This is a genomic window from Paenibacillus sp. FSL K6-1230, from assembly GCF_038002385.1.
In the GTDB taxonomy this organism is placed as follows: domain Bacteria; phylum Bacillota; class Bacilli; order Paenibacillales; family Paenibacillaceae; genus Paenibacillus; species Paenibacillus massiliensis.
This window is the reverse complement of the sequence record NZ_JBBOCK010000001.1, coordinates 588,577-606,730: the sequence shown is the minus strand read 5'-3', so window position 1 is coordinate 606,730 and position 18,154 is coordinate 588,577. Positions and strand designations below refer to the sequence as shown.

The following is an 18,154-nucleotide window of genomic DNA, read 5'->3' as shown; positions in this document are numbered from 1 at the left end:
ATATTAAGAAAACTTAATTAAATTAGCGTATGCCTCCATCCGATATAATCTCTAAATTGTGTGGTTATTTAAAAGGGGATAAGCTGATGTCATTTAAAAATTCACGCTTTGTTCATGCGTTTCTCACCTTCACTTCGCTCCGTCAGACAGCTGGCCGTATTGTGTTATCTTCTTTACTCGTCGTGATCGTCTGTGTGTCCGTTCTGTCCGTCACGTTCTATGTGCCGACCTCGAAGGAGACCATCAACCGATTGGAACACGAAATGGAGATGAATACGAAGCTGCTGGCAGAGCAAGTTGACAGTCAGCTCTCGGATAAACGTACCATCCTGCAAATATTAGCCGAGGATGGTGCAGAGTACGGGGAAGAGCATGAGCTGCATCTTAACAACATTAATCGCTCGCAGCAGCTTCACCCTGAATTCACATCCATGATCTACTCCCTTGATCCGACAGGGAAGTCTGCGTTCGATCTCACAGGTAAAGAGATTGACGTGTCTGGGCGTAGCTATATCAAGGATATACAGGCAGGCCAGTCGTTTGTATCTGATCCGGTACTGTCCAAGGTGGATAATCAGATCATTGTTGTAATTGGAGCACCACTAATGAAGGATGGACAAGCCTTCGGCTTCTATCTGGCCTCGTATCCAATCGGCTCGGTGGTAGAGAAACTGAGCTCCTTCACACATGGCGAGACAGGGCGAGCGATCATGACAACCTCTGACGGTACATTTATTTATTTTGCGGACGAGTCCTATATTATGAACAAGAAAATCTCGGATCTGGGCAACCCCGCTCTTGAAGAGGCATTCGCCGATGCTGTGCAAAATGGCGCTACCTCGGTAAGCTTCAATCAAGACGGGACCAACCAGCTATCTTATATCGTGAAGACGGATTTGAATTGGCTTGTTGTCACCAATCTGGAGGAGAGTGAATTTCTACAGCCGATCAGAGCCATGCTCATGCTTGTGTTGCTCGTCGGAACAGGTATGATTATTGCGGCCCTCATCCTGAACGTTTTTATTGCACTGAAGATTGTCTATCCGATTCGTCAGTTGACACAAGGTATTGACAAGCTAGCACAAGGCGACCTTACACATCGCATCCCGGTCAAAGGAAATAACGATATTAGCACGGCACTTCATGCCTATAACACGGCTATTGAGAGAATGCGCGAATTAATGCAGGATGTGAGCGGCCTAAGCGGGCAGCTGAGCAGCTCTGCCCACCAGCTTGCGTCAGGAGCTGACCAAGGCTCACAGGCAGCACAAAATATTTCAGAAGCTATTGTCATCGTTGCCGAGAGTTCAGACCAGCAGACCGCAAGTGTTCAGGACGGTAGCCATGCCGCCGAGAATATAGCCCTGCAGATCAACGGTATTGCTGTACATAGCACTGATGCAGCGAAGATCGCTACAGCAGCCTCTACTCTGGCAACTGACGGCCATACAGCCATGGATCAGCTGAACGGAAAGATGAGCGAGATGGAGCACGGAATTAGTGAGCTATCGGGCACGATTCAAGATCTGAGCACACTATCCGCCAAAATTGAGGAGGTCGTCAGCGGCATTAGTCTTATCGCCCGTCAGACCAACATTCTCTCCCTGAATGCCGCTATTGAAGCTTCACGGTCCGGGGAAGCCGGGCGGGGCTTTGCTGTTGTCGCCGATGAAATCCGCAAGCTTGCCGGGCAGTCGATGGCATCGGCGGAGCAGATTGCTGGCATCATCGGCAGCATACAAGGGGAGATCCAGCGAACCATGCAGGCCTCCGAGCTCACCGTTGCCCAGGCCCTTCAGGGCAGACAAGCTGGTGAAGCGGCCAGTGAGCTGTTCACCCGGATTCGCTCTTCAATAGGACAGGTAGCCGACAGCATTCACAGCGTATCGGCAGCAGCGGATGAGATTGCATCAGGTACTGACAGCCTTGTCGATTCCATTCGTCATATTGCCAAGTCAGCCAACGAGACCGCAGCGGAATCACAAAACGTCTCGGCAGCAGCACAGCAGCAGATGGCGTCCATGGAAGAGATTGCTTCCTCCTCGGCAGAGCTGGCCAGCATGGCCGAAAGACTGCGCACGCAGATTGCACAGTTTAAGCTGTAAAGCGAACCATTCCTAATAATAGAGCAGGCTTTATAGGCTGGCTTTTATAGAGCAGAATTTGCAGGACAGAGAAGCAGCCTTGCAAGCTGTTCTTGAAGAACAGATATGCGACCTTCATGGGTCGTTACGGATCGCAGACGAACTCCTTGTTTCGAAAGAAGCACGGGAGCTCGTCTGTTTTTTATCACAAGCCATCCCCCTTCCCTTACGTGATCAACAAAAAAGCCTGTAGAGCAGTTCCTCGCGGAACCTTGTCTACAGGCCGATTGGAGGAGTATCCCTCCGACGACTAACTCTATGAATCTTCTTGATCATCTCTCCATGACCATCAGCTCAGCAGCAATCTCTGTCGCGTCGCACCTCACACCTGTACCTTCTGAACCGCTTCATTCATCTCCTGTGTGCGTTCCTGCAACTCCTCTGCCGTCTGGGCAACCTTCTGGAAGATCACCTGTTGCTCATTCGTCAGCTGATAGATTTCATTGGACTTATCGGAGACATCTGCCGCAATTCGGAATATGGAGTCCACCGAGGCAGCTGCCTCTTCCGTGCTGGCTGTAATCTCCTCGACCGAGGCCGATACCGATTGCACACGACCAGCCACCAGTTCGAAGACGTCAACGACATGGACAAATGCCTGCTCTGCTTCTCTTGAGGACGTAACTCCCTCACGAATCTCTTGTCCGGCTACCTCCATCTGTGTACCGATCTGGTCCGATTCTCGCTGAATGCCGTGCAGCAGCTCCGAGATCGTATGAACAGAGACGCTGGAGGCCTCCGCCAGCTTCCTTACCTCTTCAGCAACCACCGCGAAGCCCTTGCCATGTTCTCCTGCACGAGCCGCCTCAATCGAAGCGTTCAGAGCGAGCAGCTTCGTCTGACTTGCGAATTCCTCCAGCGTATTCAACGCGCCGCCAATCTGCTGCGAGTAGCCCTGAAGCCCTCCTGCCATCACTGTTACCTCCTGAGCCACGGTAGCAATTCGCTCAACCTGCGCTCTCAGCTGCGCCATTCCCTGCTTGCCAGACTGAGCTGAAGCCAGTGCCCCAGTAGCTGCATCCGCTACAGAAGAGGCAGACTCGGAGATCAGCACGATGCCTTTGGATATCTCCTCCATGACCTGTGCACTGTCCTCTGCCCCTTGCCTTTGGGTATGGGCACCTTGCCGAATATGTTCTACAGCTTGGTCTACGGTGCGACTCATCTGCAGCATGGCCTCGGCATTACGGTTGAACTGGTGAGCAGAGCTCATCAACGTATCTGCCGTAGCTGTCACACCCGCAATCATTTGCGCCAGCATCTGATTCAGATTCCCTGACATATAGATCATCGCCTTGAAGGTACTGCCGATCTCATCCTGACTTTTCAACGGATAACGGGTCAAGATATGATTGGCTTCGGACAGCTCACCCTTGGCCATACGATCCACACTTCGCTTCAATACCTGTAGTGGGCGCAGCCCCTTATGTACGAACCACAACACAATAATAATTCCAGCAATCGTAATGACGGTCAGTCCGATATAAAATGGAATACTGGAGCGAATAATGCCCTCCTCAATCTCATCCAGACTGGATACTGAGGTGTCGATGCCAAGCACACCAATCATCGTGCCCGAAGCATCCACAATCGGGGCATAGGAGGAGATATAGTCCCCATATTCGGGATTGCGAATAATGGATGAGCTTGCGGTCTGACCCTGCTGCAGCTCCAGCACGGCCTCCTCCGGAATATCCGTCACTTCATTCATCGGTGAAGCCAGCGCCTCATCACGCATACCATCCACCATGATCAGGGGCTCACTTCCGTCAAGCACGACAAAATACACATACATAGCCCCGATTCGTTCACGAAAATCATCCAGCTCATCCCGGATCTGGAGTGATGTGCTATTCTCCTGCCGATCTCTGGCTACCTCAGCATAGAGCTTCGTATCCATTTGGGAGGCGTAGCTCTGGGCAATCTGTATATTGTAGCGGGTAATCGCTTCCTGGGCAGCCTCCTTCATTATCATTAGCTGCAGCAGTAAGCTTCCTGTAGAGATGATGACCATCATCAACGTAACTATCGTACCGATGCGAACCACTAAATTCTGCCTGAACAACCTCATTCGACCACACGCTTCCTCTCGCTACATCCACGTCTTTTTTGCCCAAGAGATCGTTAACACCCGACCGCCGTCTCCATTTGGTTCTTTTCTACCAGGAATGTACCTGACAATCTTAAATGTACATATCTCAAAGCTTAATGATATTATCGGCATTTCCCGATGCTTATTGCACTCTTTGCAGGCAGGATATTCACTTATTTTATGGGCTTGGTTGTAGAGCAAACCTTCATGTTACGATCAGATTATTGCATTTGTGCTGTACATACGAAGAAGCATGTTCATTTAATTATTAATAGCGGATACTTTGGTAGAAAATGAGCCAGTGCTGCAATAAAGAGCCTAGAGCAGCTCCACAATCAGAACCACCCGTATAACGGGTGGTTTGCTCTGCGGCTGAAAGCCTTTGTTACTGGCCAGCCCTAAAAGGGCATTGAATGATTCGCCAACCGCACTACTTTTTCCGCTACCCCTAAAGGGGTTTTTTCTATCTCTTCTTTCGATTACCTTTGGTTTCTTCTCCTGTAAATGGATCGATGTATTCTTCCATTGTTATTTGTTCCGCGACGATATCTTCCTGCAATTGTTTGCGGATATATTCTTCTATCACTTTCTTGTTTCTTCCCACCGTGTCCACATAAAATCCTTTGCACCAAAATTTCCGATTCCCATACCGATACTTCAGATTGGCATGTCGATCAAAAATCATTAAGCTACTCTTTCCTTTTAAATATCCTATAAAAGCGGACACACTTAGTTTCGGTGGAATACTCACTAGCATGTGAATATGATCCTTACACGCCTCTGCTTCAATTATTTCTACGTTCTTTCTCTCGCATAATTGTCGCAATATTCTACCTATATCTTGCTTCAACTTTCCGTAAATGACCTGTCGTCTATACTTTGGGGCAAACACAATGTGGTACTTACAATTCCATTTTGTATGTGCTAAACTGTTCACATCAGATGACATCTGTATCCCTCCTGTTGTGCGATAAATTCGGTTGGCGAACCAAATTTATTGTAACACCAGGAGGGATTTTTTTTATACATCGCTGAAAGCTCTCCCGAACCATACGCATAGCGTATGGTTTTCTTTTTACAAAAAAGCAGGAGAGAGATCCCTAAAGAATCTCCCTCCTGTTATGCAAGATATATTTTTGCCGTACGGTTTCCTTACTGTTGCCTTACAGTTATACAGCGGCATCCTTCCTCTTGAACCCGATCAGATTCAAGGCGAATACAAATAGTGGAATCCCCGTAATCAGCCCCCACATCCCGAAGAAATGCTCCGACATCACCAGCACAATGAATGTGTAGAAGATCGGAACACTGACCTTCTTGGACATTAGCTTCGGATTCAGGAAATACGCCTCCAGCATATGAATGAACACGATCAGAATCAGCAGATACGCTACGTAATGGAGCCCTCCAAGACTGTAGGCAATAAGACTAAGTGGCGCCATGGAGAGCACGACTCCAGCGACTGGAATTAAGCCTGCTGCGAAGATGACTACAGCCAGCCCCAGCAGATTCGGGAAGCCCATCAGCCACAGCACGGCGGTAGTAATCGTACAATTAATCAGAGAGATAGCCACCTGTGCCTCCAGCACCTTGCCGAACGTGCTCAGGAACAGTCTGCCTAGCTCCCCCGCCTCGCGGAAGAACCAGCTGAAGCGGCTTTCCTGGAAGGAGGCTGTGAAGCGGCCAATGTATTTCGTGTCCAGCAGGAAGAACAGGCTTAGTACAATCGCTAGCACGAGTTGGGTACCCAGATGACTGGTCTTCAGCAGGAACTCCATACCTGGGGTGATCAGACTCTCCAGATGAATACCCTGCATGAATGTGACGAGGAGCTGGCTCCATTCATTTTCATGCGGATTGTGAAAGGCCTCTTGGATCATAACGTACAGCTCATTGACCTGGGTCGATACGAGCGGCACCATTCGATATACACCCCAAGCTACAACCGAGAGCAGAAGAACATAGAGTGAGATGACGATCAGAGCCGGTGGAAGCCGTACAATGCTGGATAATCGCTTCGTGACAGCCCTATACAGACTTCCAATCAAGATGATCAGAATCAATGTGAGCAGCAGGACGTTCATCATACTTTTCAGGGAGACTACAAGCAGACTAAGCACAACTAGTACACTGATCCGCCGGAATGAAGCATGGTTCAATACTTCTTTTATGTTCAATATCATTACTCCTCTATTATGGCATCATTTGCCGCTCTTCCACCGTATCGCTTCTGCGGATGATTTCACACGTAATATATCACAATTTGACGAAATATTTCAGTTTTTCTTGTTTGGTGTCTGCCCTACTCAACTGTTTCACTGGCTACGGATCTGACACATCCGAGTTAGCATGTGTTCCCCCGCCAATTTCATCCAGCAGCAAGCATGTCGAATTTATGTAAATTTTGTAATAAAAATTGATTTTCCTATGTATAAAGTATCACTATCTTTCATCGCTATGCAATTCCAATGCCAAATATGTAAATTTTTTAGGTCATTAGTACGATATATTAATCATTGATCTCTAACAAGTGATGTAGGAGGGACTTCTAAAATGAAATTGAAAAGTAAGTTAATGAAGAGCTGAAGCCATGGCTCGCAGAGATGCAGGCGAATAGCGCGGGGCAAGCCGAGTACACCTATCAGGGCAAAGACTCACTGCTCTTCTATAATCAAGTACCAAGCACCGGCTGGATTGTAGGGTCCGTAATCTCGACGGATCTTGCCTATAGTGAGTTTTACAAGCTGCGTAACCAGTTCACCTTAATTATTATGGCCACGTTAGTCGTTGTCCTGGGGATTGCTTATATTATTGCCAGAGGCTTCGTGAATCCTTTAATCCGTCTGAAGAAGCTGTCGCAGCAAATGTCTGATGGTGACTTCACACAGCGTATTACCATTAAGGGCAAGGATGAAGTGGCTGAGCTCGGTACCGCCTTCAATCTCATGTCTGAGCAGCTCGGTAGCCTGCTCAAGCAAGTATCCGGGTCTGCAGAGCAGGTTCATGATATCTCCTCCGAGCTGAACCAACACACCCAGAGCACCAAGCGTATTGCCGAGCAGATTGCGGTAGCGGCTGATGAGCTGGCTATGGGCTCAAGCTCTCAGGCTGAATCCGTATATGACGGCTCTGCCCGACTGAGCGAGATGAGTGACGCCGTTAGTGGTATTAACCGTAATGTAGAGCATTCGGTAACGATGATGCAGGAAGCGACCAATGCAATGAATGCTGGGCTACAGGCTGTCAATGAGCAGGTCACGATGTCCTCCGACAACCAACGCTCGATTGAGGGAGTAAAAAATTCTCTCTCCCAGCTGGCCGAGCGCTCTCAGCAGATCGAGGTCATTGCAGGCATGATTCACGGCATCTCTACTCAGACGAATCTACTCGCGTTGAATGCATCTATTGAGGCAGCACGTGCAGGGGAATCCGGCAAAGGGTTCGCCGTTGTCGCGGAGGAAGTCCGCAAGCTGGCTGAGCAATCCGCGAATGCCGTCAAAGAGATCATGGTGCTCCTGAGTGACGTTCAATCGGCCAGCGAGCAGACGATTCAGGATGTCAATGCAGCTGAATCCACAGCGGAGCGACAGGTGTCAGGCGTGAATGAGATGCGCTCCTCCTTTGAGCGTATACGCCATTCCATAGAAGGCATGAGTCAGCAGATTGATGCTGTATCCTCAGCCACTAAGGATCTGGATGCGAACGCAAGCCGAATCGCGGATGTGATCTCGGGCGTGGCCTCCATGTCGGAGCAGAGTGCTGCTTCTACTGAAGAGGTCGCATCGTCCACTCAGGAGCAATTCAATTATATTACCAGCATTACAGAACGCTCCAAGGAACTGACTGAGCATGCAGATATGCTGCTACAAGAGGTCAATAAGTTCAAAATTTGATTTTGCTAACTAACTTGTCATAGATTAAGTCATAGTTGTCCTGGTATGTAATACATAGCTTAGCGCCAAAAAAGCCCCTGATCTCCAGCGAAAATTCGTTGGCATCAGGGGCTTCTTCTATTATAGTCTCGCGCTGCAATACATTGTATGCATGATTTCTGTCCTATACGATTGAAGCTTCAAGCTTAATTCGTTCCCACCTTATGTGGTTACGAGTTCCTTGACTTCATCATATTCATCGTTAATATCCCCGACAATCTCCTCCAGGATATCTTCCAACGTCACCATACCAATCATGACATTGGCTTCATCTGTCACGAGTGCCATATGCACACCCGTCTGCTGCATCTTGATCAATACATTACGGATTGGCAAGGTACTCTTGAACTTGGGAATATGATGAATGAATCGGTCCATGTCGTACTCCCGTCCTGCTGCTACGCTGGTCAGAATCTCCTTCGTGTTCAGGAAGCCGAGAATGGAGTTCCGATCCTGATTACTTGTCACCGGATAGCGGGTATACTCCTGCTGATTGACGACCTTCACCATATCCTCCAGAGACATGGACTGGTCCAGCGTCACCATATCCTTGCGCGGAATCATAATTTCCTTCAGAATCCGTTCGTCAAAGGCAAAGATGTTCTTCAGATAGCCCATCTCCGTCTGATTGATCTCACCCAGCTCATAGCTCTGGTTCACAATCAGCTTGAGCTCTTCTTCGGAGTGCACCGTCTCGTGACCCGCTGGTTTGACTCCAAACAGCTTCAGCAACACACGCGCAGAGTTGTTCAATGCGGTAATGAACGGATACATAATTTTGCCGAACCAATATAGAGGTCCTGCAAGAAGAAGTGTCATCTTCTCAGCATATTGAATAGCCAGCGTCTTCGGAGCCAATTCCCCAATCACGACGTGCAAGAACGTAATGATCGACAGGGCAATAGCATAGGACAGCACAGTAGACAGTGCCGCAGGTACATTAAACGCCTCAAACACAGGATGTAGCATCTTCTCCACGGTAGGCTCACCCAACGCCCCCAACACGAGTGCTGTTATGGTGATACCCAATTGACAGGCAGACAAGGAGTAATCCAGATCATGAGCTACCTTCTTGGCTACAATCGCCCGCTTATTACCCTCTGCAATCAATTGATCCAATCTGGACATCCGGACCTTCAGCACGGCGAATTCCGCACCGACGAAGAACGCCGTCAAACCAATAAATATCGCTACCAGCACCAAATTCAATATTATAATTCCGTCCAATGTATCCCTCCTGTGAGGGACTCACCTCCATAGGTTATGAATAGTTGTTACAATCCATCGTTATGCCAACGATTCCGTTATGTCCATCATTCGGAACGTTGCAGAATCACGCTCTTGATCTGATGATTATCCATCTCTGCTACCGTCCAGACATGTTGCTCTTGCTCAATGACGTCTCCCGTGTTGACGTTCATCGACTTTTGATACTGAATCCACCCACCGATGGTCGTAATATCCTCGTTGCGTTCGAACAGAAGACCCAGCTGACGCTCAATATCGTCCAACAGCACACGTCCATTAATGACGTATTGATCATCTGCAGTCTGCTGAATATCAGCTCGCTCATCCGCATCGAATTCATCACGGATCTCACCGACGATCTCCTCCAGCACATCCTCCATGCTCAGAATCCCGGACGTACCGCCATACTCGTCAATGACTACAGCCATATGCACACGATGCTGCTGCATCTTGATCATGGCCTCCTGTACGGGAGTCACCTCGGATACATAGGGCAGATCACGTGCAAATTCCTCAAGACTGTATTCAGTACCCTCTACCATCTTCGGAAGCATCTTCTTCACGTTCACCACACCGATAATTCGGTCCTTGTCACCAGCTTCGATGACAGGGTAACGGGTGTAATTATATTCATCCAGGATCGGGATAATATCCTCATACGTCATATCCTTATCCAGCGTGATGAGATCTATCCGCGGCACCATGATGTCTCTGGCGACACGCTCATCGAAGGAGAACACATTATCCAGATATGACAGCTTCGTCTTGTTGATCGCTCCACCCTCATAGCTCTGATTCATGATAATACGGAGCTCCTCCTCGGAGTACCCCTCTTCATGACCAGCCGGCTTCACACCGAAGCTGCGCAGAATAACACGAGAAGAACCATTTAGCGCCCAGATGAATGGGTACATGATTTTACCGAACCAGTACAGAGGACCTGCAAGCAGCAAAGTCGTCTTCTCGGAGAACTGGATCGCAAGCGTCTTCGGAGCCATCTCTCCGACAACCACGTGTAGGAACGTAACAAGTATAAAGGCAATGGCATAAGAAGCGATGGAAGATGCTGCTCCCGATACGTTCAAGGCACTGAACACAGGGTAGAGCAGGCTTTCTACAGCAGGCTTACCAAGTGCACCAAGTCCCAAGGCGGTGACGGTAATACCCAACTGACACGCAGACAGATAGTAGTCCAGATCTCCCGCTACTTTTTTGGCTACAATAGCCTTCTTATTACCTTCTGCAATGATCTGGTCAAGCCGGGACATCCTTATTTTGACTACGGCAAATTCAGATGCAACAAAAAATGCGGTTAACAGCAATAAAATAACCAGCAAGACTAAGTTCGTCAGGGTGATTATGTCCAATGATTACCCTCGTAAGAGGGATTCACCTCCAAAATATTTACAGCACGCAGAAGCCCCTTCGCTACAAGCGTTGGCTACTGTCGAGCTATCTATTGTTATATTAGAATGTCAATGTACGTGCCACGGCATACGCTCACCGATACACTTCGGTCCGTAAGACGCGATAATTCATAAAATACTGCTCGGGCCACTCCACAATGAATAGGCCTGACAGCCATTTGTTCCATATGCTCACCTTACTGATGAACACGAGCTCATAAGTAACTTGAATAACTTACGCTTCAACAACTCACGCTTCGCTTCCGTCCGGATATGAAGGCGGAATACGTGAGAAGAGCACAACCAATTACAATCGCCAAACAACGAGTATACAGTGACGCCTTCCCATCTAAAGTCCACCTCCCTTCCCGCGATTTATTTGTTGACAAAGATTATATCACATCTGACCTTGAACCATCCAGTCGCACGTCATGGTTTTGGGGAGATGCACCTTGTAGTCCAACAGTTGTCTGGGTTGAAGCCACGCTGATGCGATGCTGGAACCTCCACAAAATCATTTACCCCCGCAATGCATTTTTATATCGTATTCAAAAAAAAGAGTGCGAAGACCACTTTGGCCCCCACACTCCGCTATAACCAACATTTGCTCTGGAATCCTAGTGTCAGGTAGACGAGTTATGCTGCATTGGATTTTTCCTTTTGCTTACTTCCGGAGAGGAACCAGCCCGCGACTGCGATGATGATCAGAACCGCATAGAAGGTAAGCTTCCAGCCTGTCGACTCAGCAAAATCATGCGGAATCACATGTACCGCGGGGTGAGCCAGCGTGTGAACTCCCAGCTTGACACCGACCCAACCAACAATGAAGAATGCAGCGATCTCAAGTGCTGGACGGCTCTCTAGGAGCTTCACGAAGAACGTAGCTGCAAAACGCATAATGATCAGACCGATGAAGCCACCGAGGAAAATAACGATGAAATGACCGCCGTCCATACCACCGATGTTCGGCAGATTAGTCGTTGGGAGTGCAACAGCCAGCGCAACAGCAGCTAGAATGGAGTCGATGGCGAAGGCAATATCCGCTATCTCTACTTTAAGCACCGTTGTCCAGAAGCCACTCTGCTTCTGTTCCTTTTTCTCACGCTTGGCGGCAGCTTCCTCACCTTTTCTCACAATAAGCTTACGGGCGATATGATTCGCAGCAATGAACAACAGATAGAGCGCCCCCAGTGCCTGTACTTGCCAGACGTCCACCAGGAACGAGATCGCGAACAGGGATGCAAAACGGAAGACAAATGCTCCAGCAAGACCATAGAACAATGCCCTCTTACGCTCTTTCTCCGGTAGATGCTTGACCATAATCGCCAGCACCAGCGCATTGTCCGCGGCGAGCAGACCCTCCAGTGCCACCAGCACCAGCAATACCCAACCATACTCCAACAACAATCCCAAATCCATAATCCATCCTCCTTCGACATCATGTGTCATGTGTATTTAGTTTTGCCCAAAAGAAAAGAGACCTTTGCCTTGAATCGGCAAAGGTCTCGCTAACAATGCTGTCGGTGCAGTGCCAATAGAACCGGAGGCCGTAACCCGGCACTCGTAATGACGACTCTATTGTAAAAGCTACTCCCCTTCTGGAGTGGTCCTTCTTATTCAATTGAACAACCTATATGGAGGTAGTACGGAAGACAAAACAACGTGGTTTCATTTGTTTCATTTTTATTTTTCGCTCATACTATCGGATTGGTTTGGATGCTCCGAATACTATGTAACATGTATACACCATTTTCATGATGGCAAAACACGTCATGTCCTAAATATAAAAAAAGCAGCTCTGACTATTCGTAGTCGAGCTGCTTGTGTGGCAATACATTATGCTGCTTGCGATGTTTGCTTTTCCTTGTCTTTGCCCCCGGAGAGGAACCAGCCCGTCACTGCGATGATGACCAGCACAATGTAGAAGGTCAGCTTCCAGCCTGTCGACTCGGCAAAGTCGTGCGGAATGACACCAATTGCAGGGTGAGCCAGGGTATGAACAGCAAGCTTTACTCCAACCCAGCCGACAATGAAGAATGCGGCCACTTCAAGTGCAGGACGGCTCTCCAGCAGCTTCACGAAGAGGGATGCGGCAAAACGCATAATGACCAGACCAATGAAGCCACCCAGGAAGATGACAATGAAATGTCCACCATCCATGCCGCCGATATGCGGCAGGTTTGTCTTTGGCAAAGCAACAGCCAGGGCTACTGCGGCCAGGATGGAGTCAACAGCGAAGGCAATATCGGCAACCTCTACCTTAAGTACAGTTACCCAGAAGCCGCTCTGCTTCGGCTGCTTGCCCTCTTCCTTGGCAGCAGAGTCCTCGCCCTGCTTCAAAATGAGCTTGCGTACGATATGATTCGCGGCGATGAACAACAGGTAGAGCGCACCAATCGCTTGCACTTGCCATACATCCACCAGGAAAGAGATAACGAACAAGGATAAGAACCGGAAAATAAAAGCCCCAAACAATCCATAGAATAAAGCTTTTTTACGTTCCTTCTCTGGCAAGTGCTTAACCATAATCGCCAGCACGAGCGCGTTATCCGCTGCCAGGAGTCCTTCCAGTGCTACCAGCACCAATAACACCCAACCATACTCTAACAACATTCCTAAATCCATGCCCATCCTCCTTTGATATCAATGCATCTATGACTAAATTTGCCCAAAAGAAAAGAGACCTTTGCCTTGGGTAGGCAAAGGTCTCGCTAACAATGCTGTATCTGCATTGCCAATAAAGCCGGAGGCTCAAAATGAGCACTCGTAATGACGACTTTTACTGTAAAAGCTACTCCCCTTTTAGGGTTGTCTAGCATATATCATTGGTGTGTCTATCCGTCTATGAAGATAGTACGGTAGACATGACACTAAGTTTCATTTACCAGATATTGCGTCCTAGATATGCAAAATATGAACCTTAAAGTTATTATAAGGAAAGTAATAGGCTCTTACAATCTTTTTTTTCTCTTGTCTATCAGGCTAGGTAGCATCTTTGCCAACATACGGTTCAACATGTACATGTACATCGGAGATATCATGCTCGACCTTCAATTGGTTCTCTACATGAGTGGAGATATCATGAGCCTCCGTTAAATCCAGGTCAGCCTTCACATACAAAATAATATCTACATTGGTATTGCTGCCGTAGGATCTGGCTCTGATCGTCTTCACACCCTGTACACCTGCTACCGTCAACACGGTATCTCTATAGGAATCGATCTTCTCCTCATCGTATCCGTCTGTTAGATGATGAGTTGCATCACGAAAAATATCCCATGCTGTCTTACAAATTAATAAGCCTACGAGAACAGCTGTTAACGGATCCAGCCAAGGCAAGCCAAACTGTGAACCCACAATTCCGAGGACGGTACCGATACTTACCCATGCATCCGAGATATTATCCTTCGCAGCAGCCATAAGTGCCTGACTGCGTATCTTCTCGGCAAGCTTCTTATTGTATCTATAGACGAAATACATAACAACCGCACATATGATTCCGGTATAAGCTGCCACAGGATCAGGGGATTCCTGGCGTCCCGCAAAGATCGAGCCTACTGCTCCGTACAATACCTGCAGACCCACGGCCATCATTATAAAAGATGCTACCAGAGATGCAACTCCCTCTGCCTTCCAGTGACCATATGTATGATCTCGATCCGCAGGACGCTGAGATAGTCTCAGTCCAATCAATACTGCTATAGATGCAATGATATCGGTCGCGTTATTCAAGCCATCTGCCTTCAATGCTTCTGAATCTGCAGCATAGCCAATGAAGAGCTTGAAAAAAGACAGGATAATATAAGCGACGATGCTTATAATCGCCCCTTTTTCGCCCATCCTCAGATTATCGTATTTCAACTGTTCCAACTCGTTAATCCTCCCCAGCCAATAACTTGAACATGACACTTATGTTATCAAGCGAGAATCGTGTGGGTCTAGAGAAACGTTTTGTCTACGAGCCTACTATATTTCGGGTGCCAAAAATAATGACATAGGGTAAATACTTTTTACTTCATTCAACATTTGCGTCTACGTGCAACTAAAGGGAGAGGAACAGGTTCCAGCGTACTCGTCGACGCACAATTTCAGAAAAATGATGCCGAGGCTACTCATCACCCATGTTCAGCTTACAACGGTCTGTTATGCAAAGGCTTGTCCTCTTGGTGAATTCGATGCCCCTTGTGACTCAACCGCTCCTTCATTACACCTGGAGTACAACCATAAGCCTTTCGGAATACACGAATGAAATAGTTCGTCTCCATCCCGAGATGCAAGGCTATATCCTGAACCGGCAGCTCCGGGTCCTCAGTAATCATCTGAACAGCCCGCTGTAGCCGCAGATTCTGCAAATACTGATGTGGAGATGTACCGTATTCCTGCTGAAACAAGCGTTGAAAATGCTGGACGGAATAGCCGACTGCAGCCGCCAAATTATGCACCTGCAACGGTTCTGTAAAATGCTCGTTGATCAGCTGTATTGCCTTCTGCATCGCTTCATTACGCACCTCGTGCCCCGCAGGGCGCCCAATGGATTGCTCGCCATCCGAGGCAGATTTCACGAACAGCAGCAGTCGATAGAGCTGTACCGACAGCTCCTGCGCTAACTGATTCCCATGTTGATCAGCTGTCTGATTATTGACCATGCGCCATATGTCCTCGATGATTCCCCAACAGGATTCAAACGCCCCGGGGTCCAATCGACGGACCTCTGATGGTAACAAATTCAAGGTTTGAAGTATTTCCAAGGCTTGACTACCTCCGATCCCAACGAAGCCCATATGCCATCGCTCGTGAGATAACGGAAAATATTCATGACCGCGTTCAGATGGAAAAAAATAAGCCATTCCTGGCTCTAATATGGTCTCCGAGCCGCTTTTCATATCCCGAAACAACCCTTGGCCACTACGGACCATGAATAGCTGCGCCACCGGGAACCCGGTAGGCCGCACATGATGGTATTGATTGTGTCGGCCGACTGAATAAGGATATAACGGAAATGCCATCGAATCACGTGGCATTTCAATTAAAGAGAAGGGAAGCACACAATCACCTCATGTTCATTTTGTCCTACCGATTCGAGTCATTAATCCTAACGATATTTATGGCGTATCTTTTAGTATATTAAGCGTATAACAATACCAGTGCAAGATTCGAGTTAAAAAGGTGTATCCGAGAATAATCTCATCCTTACAACAATCCCCAACCGAAAGGACATACTTATTATGACACTCAAACATCCCGCAATTAGCAGCAAGGCGCCATACATGCTGCACGGCGCCGACTATAATCCGGAACAATGGCTGAAATACCCCGAGGTGCTCGAAGAAGATATCCGTTTGATGAAGCTGGCTGGCTGCAACGTCATGTCTGTAGGCATATTCTCTTGGGTATCCCTGGAGCCAGAGGAAGGCGTGTTCCAATTTGAGTGGCTGGATGAGTTGCTGGAACGCTTCACAGCTAACGGCATTTATGCATTTCTGGCTACCCCAAGCGGTGCACGTCCAGCATGGATGTCCCAGAAATACCCGGAGGTGCTGAGAGTCGAGCGTAACCGTGTACGCAATCTGCACGGCTTCCGGCATAATCACTGCTACACCTCGCCAGTATACCGCGAGAAGACCAAGATTATTAATACTAAGCTGGCTGAGCGCTATGCGGACCACCCTGCCGTGATCGGCTGGCATATCTCGAATGAATTCGGCGGCGAATGCCACTGCGATCTATGTCAGGCGGAATTCAGAGTGTGGCTGAAGAAGAGATACGACAACAATCTCGATACAGTCAATCATGCCTGGTGGGCCACTTTCTGGAGCCACACGTTCACTTCCTGGGAGCAGATTGAGTCCCCAGCACCGCATGGTGAAACTCAGGTACACGGATTGAATCTGGATTGGCGGCGTTTTGTAAGCGATCAGACGATCAACTTCTGCCAGCATGAGATGGACACGGTCCGTAGCTTCAACCCGGAGCTACCAATAACGACTAATATGCACAATATTGATGGAATCGACTACCGTGAGATGGCCAAAATTCTGGACGTTGTCTCTTGGGATGCATACCCAAGCTGGCACTTTACGGACGACGGTGATGATGTTCATCTAGCAGCGTGGACTGGCTTCCATCACGACATGTTCCGTAGTTTTAAGAATAAGCCATTCCTGCTGATGGAAAGTACACCCTCCCTGACGAATTGGCAATCCGTTAGCAAGATGAAGCGTCCAGGTATGCATAAGCTATCCTCATTGCAAGCGATTGCCCACGGCTCGGATTCGGTGCAGTACTTCCAATGGCGAAAGAGTCGCGGCTCCAGCGAGAAATTCCACGGTGCAGTTGTTGACCATGCTGGTCATGAGCATACACGTGTATTTAGTGATGTTGCTGAAGTAGGCAAGGTGCTTGCTGGACTGAACGAGGTCGTGGGTACCTCCACTCCGGCTGAGGTTGCTATCCTGTTCGACTGGGACAACCGTTGGGCGGTTAAGGATGCTCAGGGTATCCGCAACTCCGGGCTGAAATACGAGGAGACCGTTATACAGCATTACCGCGGCTTGTGGGAGCTAGGTATTCCTGTTGATGTTATCGGCTCTAGCGATGAGTTGGCCTCTTACAAGCTAGTTATCGCACCTATGCTCTATCTGATTAGCGAAGAGAATGGGCGTAATATTGAACAGTATGTTGAGAACGGTGGCACATTCCTCGCCACATATTGGTCAGGCGTCGTGAATGAGACCGATCTGTGCCATCTCGGCGGATTCCCCGGACCACTGCGCCGTACACTCGGCATCTGGGCTGAGGAAACGGAAGGACTGCATAGCCGTGATATGAATGGCCTCATCCTCGAAGCAGGTAATGAGCTGAACCTGACCGGTGATTATGACGCTCATGAGATCGCCGAGCTGATTCATCTGGAGGGAGCCAAGACTCTGGGCACCTATCGGAACGATTTCTACGCGGGACGTCCTGCACTGACCGTGAACCACTTGGGCGAAGGTAGAGCATATCATCTGGCAACTCGGGTAAAGGAGCAGGCCTTCTACACGGAACTGTACAGAGCCATTACAAGGGACATCGGCATCCAGCCAGTGCTTGACTGTGAGCTACCGGTGGGCATCACTGCCCAAGTGCGTACAGATGGTGAACAGGAATATGTATTTGTACAGAACTTCAGTGGTCATTCTCAGGCAATCGAACTGGACGGACGCAGCTACCTCAACATGGAGACAGGCGAGCCAGCGGCATCTACTCTTGAATTGCCAGTCAACGGCTTAGCTATATTGAAACGAAGCGCCTTACCCTATTAATTGATCTGGAATTTGAAATATAGGAGTG

The 18,154-nt window shown here is 48.5% G+C and carries 12 protein-coding genes; 3 read left to right on the top strand and 9 right to left on the bottom strand.

What is annotated here, in order from left to right; genetic code table 11:
• Window positions 1–86: 86 nt before the first annotated feature.
• A complete protein-coding gene (locus MKX74_RS02670; protein ID WP_341177418.1) occupies window positions 87–2,105 on the top strand; it encodes a methyl-accepting chemotaxis protein in 2,019 nt (672 codons plus the stop codon).
• A 361-nt stretch (window positions 2,106–2,466) separates the two neighbouring features.
• Here MKX74_RS02670 and MKX74_RS02665 read toward each other — a convergent pair whose 3' ends face one another.
• From MKX74_RS02665 to MKX74_RS02655, 3 genes are all read right to left on the bottom strand, one after another.
• Window positions 2,467–4,215 (bottom strand): methyl-accepting chemotaxis protein, encoded by a 1,749-nt coding sequence (locus tag MKX74_RS02665; protein ID WP_341177417.1) that lies wholly within the window; start codon window positions 4,213–4,215, stop codon window positions 2,467–2,469.
• Between the two features lie 484 nt (window positions 4,216–4,699).
• Window positions 4,700–5,185, bottom strand: coding sequence for an IS200/IS605 family transposase (tnpA, locus tag MKX74_RS02660; protein ID WP_341177416.1), 486 nt, complete (start codon window positions 5,183–5,185; stop codon window positions 4,700–4,702).
• A gap of 220 nt (window positions 5,186–5,405) precedes the next feature.
• On the bottom strand, window positions 5,406–6,419 hold the full coding sequence (locus tag MKX74_RS02655; RefSeq protein ID WP_341177415.1) for an AI-2E family transporter: 1,014 nt from the start codon (window positions 6,417–6,419) through the stop codon (window positions 5,406–5,408).
• A gap of 420 nt (window positions 6,420–6,839) precedes the next feature.
• On the opposite strand from MKX74_RS02655, the gene MKX74_RS02650 reads away from it, so the two are divergent.
• Window positions 6,840–8,129, top strand: coding sequence for a methyl-accepting chemotaxis protein (locus MKX74_RS02650; RefSeq protein WP_341177414.1), 1,290 nt, complete (start codon window positions 6,840–6,842; stop codon window positions 8,127–8,129).
• Between the two features lie 201 nt (window positions 8,130–8,330).
• Here the strand turns inward: MKX74_RS02650 and MKX74_RS02645 are convergent, their stop codons facing one another.
• From MKX74_RS02645 to MKX74_RS02620, 6 genes are all read right to left on the bottom strand, one after another.
• Window positions 8,331–9,395 (bottom strand): hemolysin family protein, encoded by a 1,065-nt coding sequence (locus MKX74_RS02645; protein WP_341177413.1) that lies wholly within the window; start codon window positions 9,393–9,395, stop codon window positions 8,331–8,333.
• Between the two features lie 86 nt (window positions 9,396–9,481).
• Window positions 9,482–10,783, bottom strand: coding sequence for a hemolysin family protein (locus MKX74_RS02640; RefSeq protein WP_341177412.1), 1,302 nt, complete (start codon window positions 10,781–10,783; stop codon window positions 9,482–9,484).
• A 675-nt stretch (window positions 10,784–11,458) separates the two neighbouring features.
• A complete protein-coding gene (locus MKX74_RS02635) occupies window positions 11,459–12,241 on the bottom strand; it encodes a TerC family protein (protein WP_018887052.1) in 783 nt (260 codons plus the stop codon).
• Between the two features lie 417 nt (window positions 12,242–12,658).
• Complete coding sequence (locus tag MKX74_RS02630; RefSeq protein WP_018887053.1) at window positions 12,659–13,447, bottom strand: TerC family protein; 789 nt, start codon at window positions 13,445–13,447, stop codon at window positions 12,659–12,661.
• 357 nt (window positions 13,448–13,804) lie between these two features.
• Window positions 13,805–14,692 carry a cation diffusion facilitator family transporter gene (locus tag MKX74_RS02625; protein WP_018887054.1) on the bottom strand — a complete coding sequence of 296 codons (888 nt, stop codon included), beginning with the start codon at window positions 14,690–14,692 and terminating at the stop codon, window positions 13,805–13,807.
• Window positions 14,693–14,952: 260 nt separating this feature from the next.
• Window positions 14,953–15,828, bottom strand: coding sequence for an AraC family transcriptional regulator (locus MKX74_RS02620; RefSeq protein WP_341177411.1), 876 nt, complete (start codon window positions 15,826–15,828; stop codon window positions 14,953–14,955).
• Window positions 15,829–16,047: 219 nt separating this feature from the next.
• Here MKX74_RS02620 and MKX74_RS02615 point away from each other — a divergent pair, with 219 nt between their 5' ends.
• Window positions 16,048–18,126 (top strand): beta-galactosidase, encoded by a 2,079-nt coding sequence (locus MKX74_RS02615; RefSeq protein WP_341177410.1) that lies wholly within the window; start codon window positions 16,048–16,050, stop codon window positions 18,124–18,126.
• Window positions 18,127–18,154: the final 28 nt, after the last annotated feature.

Bases quoted from the DNA above. Each gene is read 5' to 3' on its own strand.
- MKX74_RS02670 (WP_341177418.1), top strand. From the start codon at position 87: ATGTCATTTAAAAATTCACGCTTTGTTCATGCGTTTCTCACCTTCACT.
- MKX74_RS02665 (WP_341177417.1), bottom strand. From the start codon at position 4,215: ATGAGGTTGTTCAGGCAGAATTTAGTGGTTCGCATCGGTACGATAGTT.
- tnpA (WP_341177416.1), bottom strand. From the start codon at position 5,185: ATGTCATCTGATGTGAACAGTTTAGCACATACAAAATGGAATTGTAAG.
- MKX74_RS02655 (WP_341177415.1), bottom strand. From the start codon at position 6,419: ATGATATTGAACATAAAAGAAGTATTGAACCATGCTTCATTCCGGCGG.
- MKX74_RS02650 (WP_341177414.1), top strand. From the start codon at position 6,840: ATGCAGGCGAATAGCGCGGGGCAAGCCGAGTACACCTATCAGGGCAAA.
- MKX74_RS02635 (WP_018887052.1), bottom strand. From the start codon at position 12,241: ATGGATTTGGGATTGTTGTTGGAGTATGGTTGGGTATTGCTGGTGCTG.
- MKX74_RS02630 (WP_018887053.1), bottom strand. From the start codon at position 13,447: ATGGATTTAGGAATGTTGTTAGAGTATGGTTGGGTGTTATTGGTGCTG.
- MKX74_RS02620 (WP_341177411.1), bottom strand. From the start codon at position 15,828: ATGGCATTTCCGTTATATCCTTATTCAGTCGGCCGACACAATCAATAC.
- MKX74_RS02615 (WP_341177410.1), top strand. From the start codon at position 16,048: ATGACACTCAAACATCCCGCAATTAGCAGCAAGGCGCCATACATGCTG.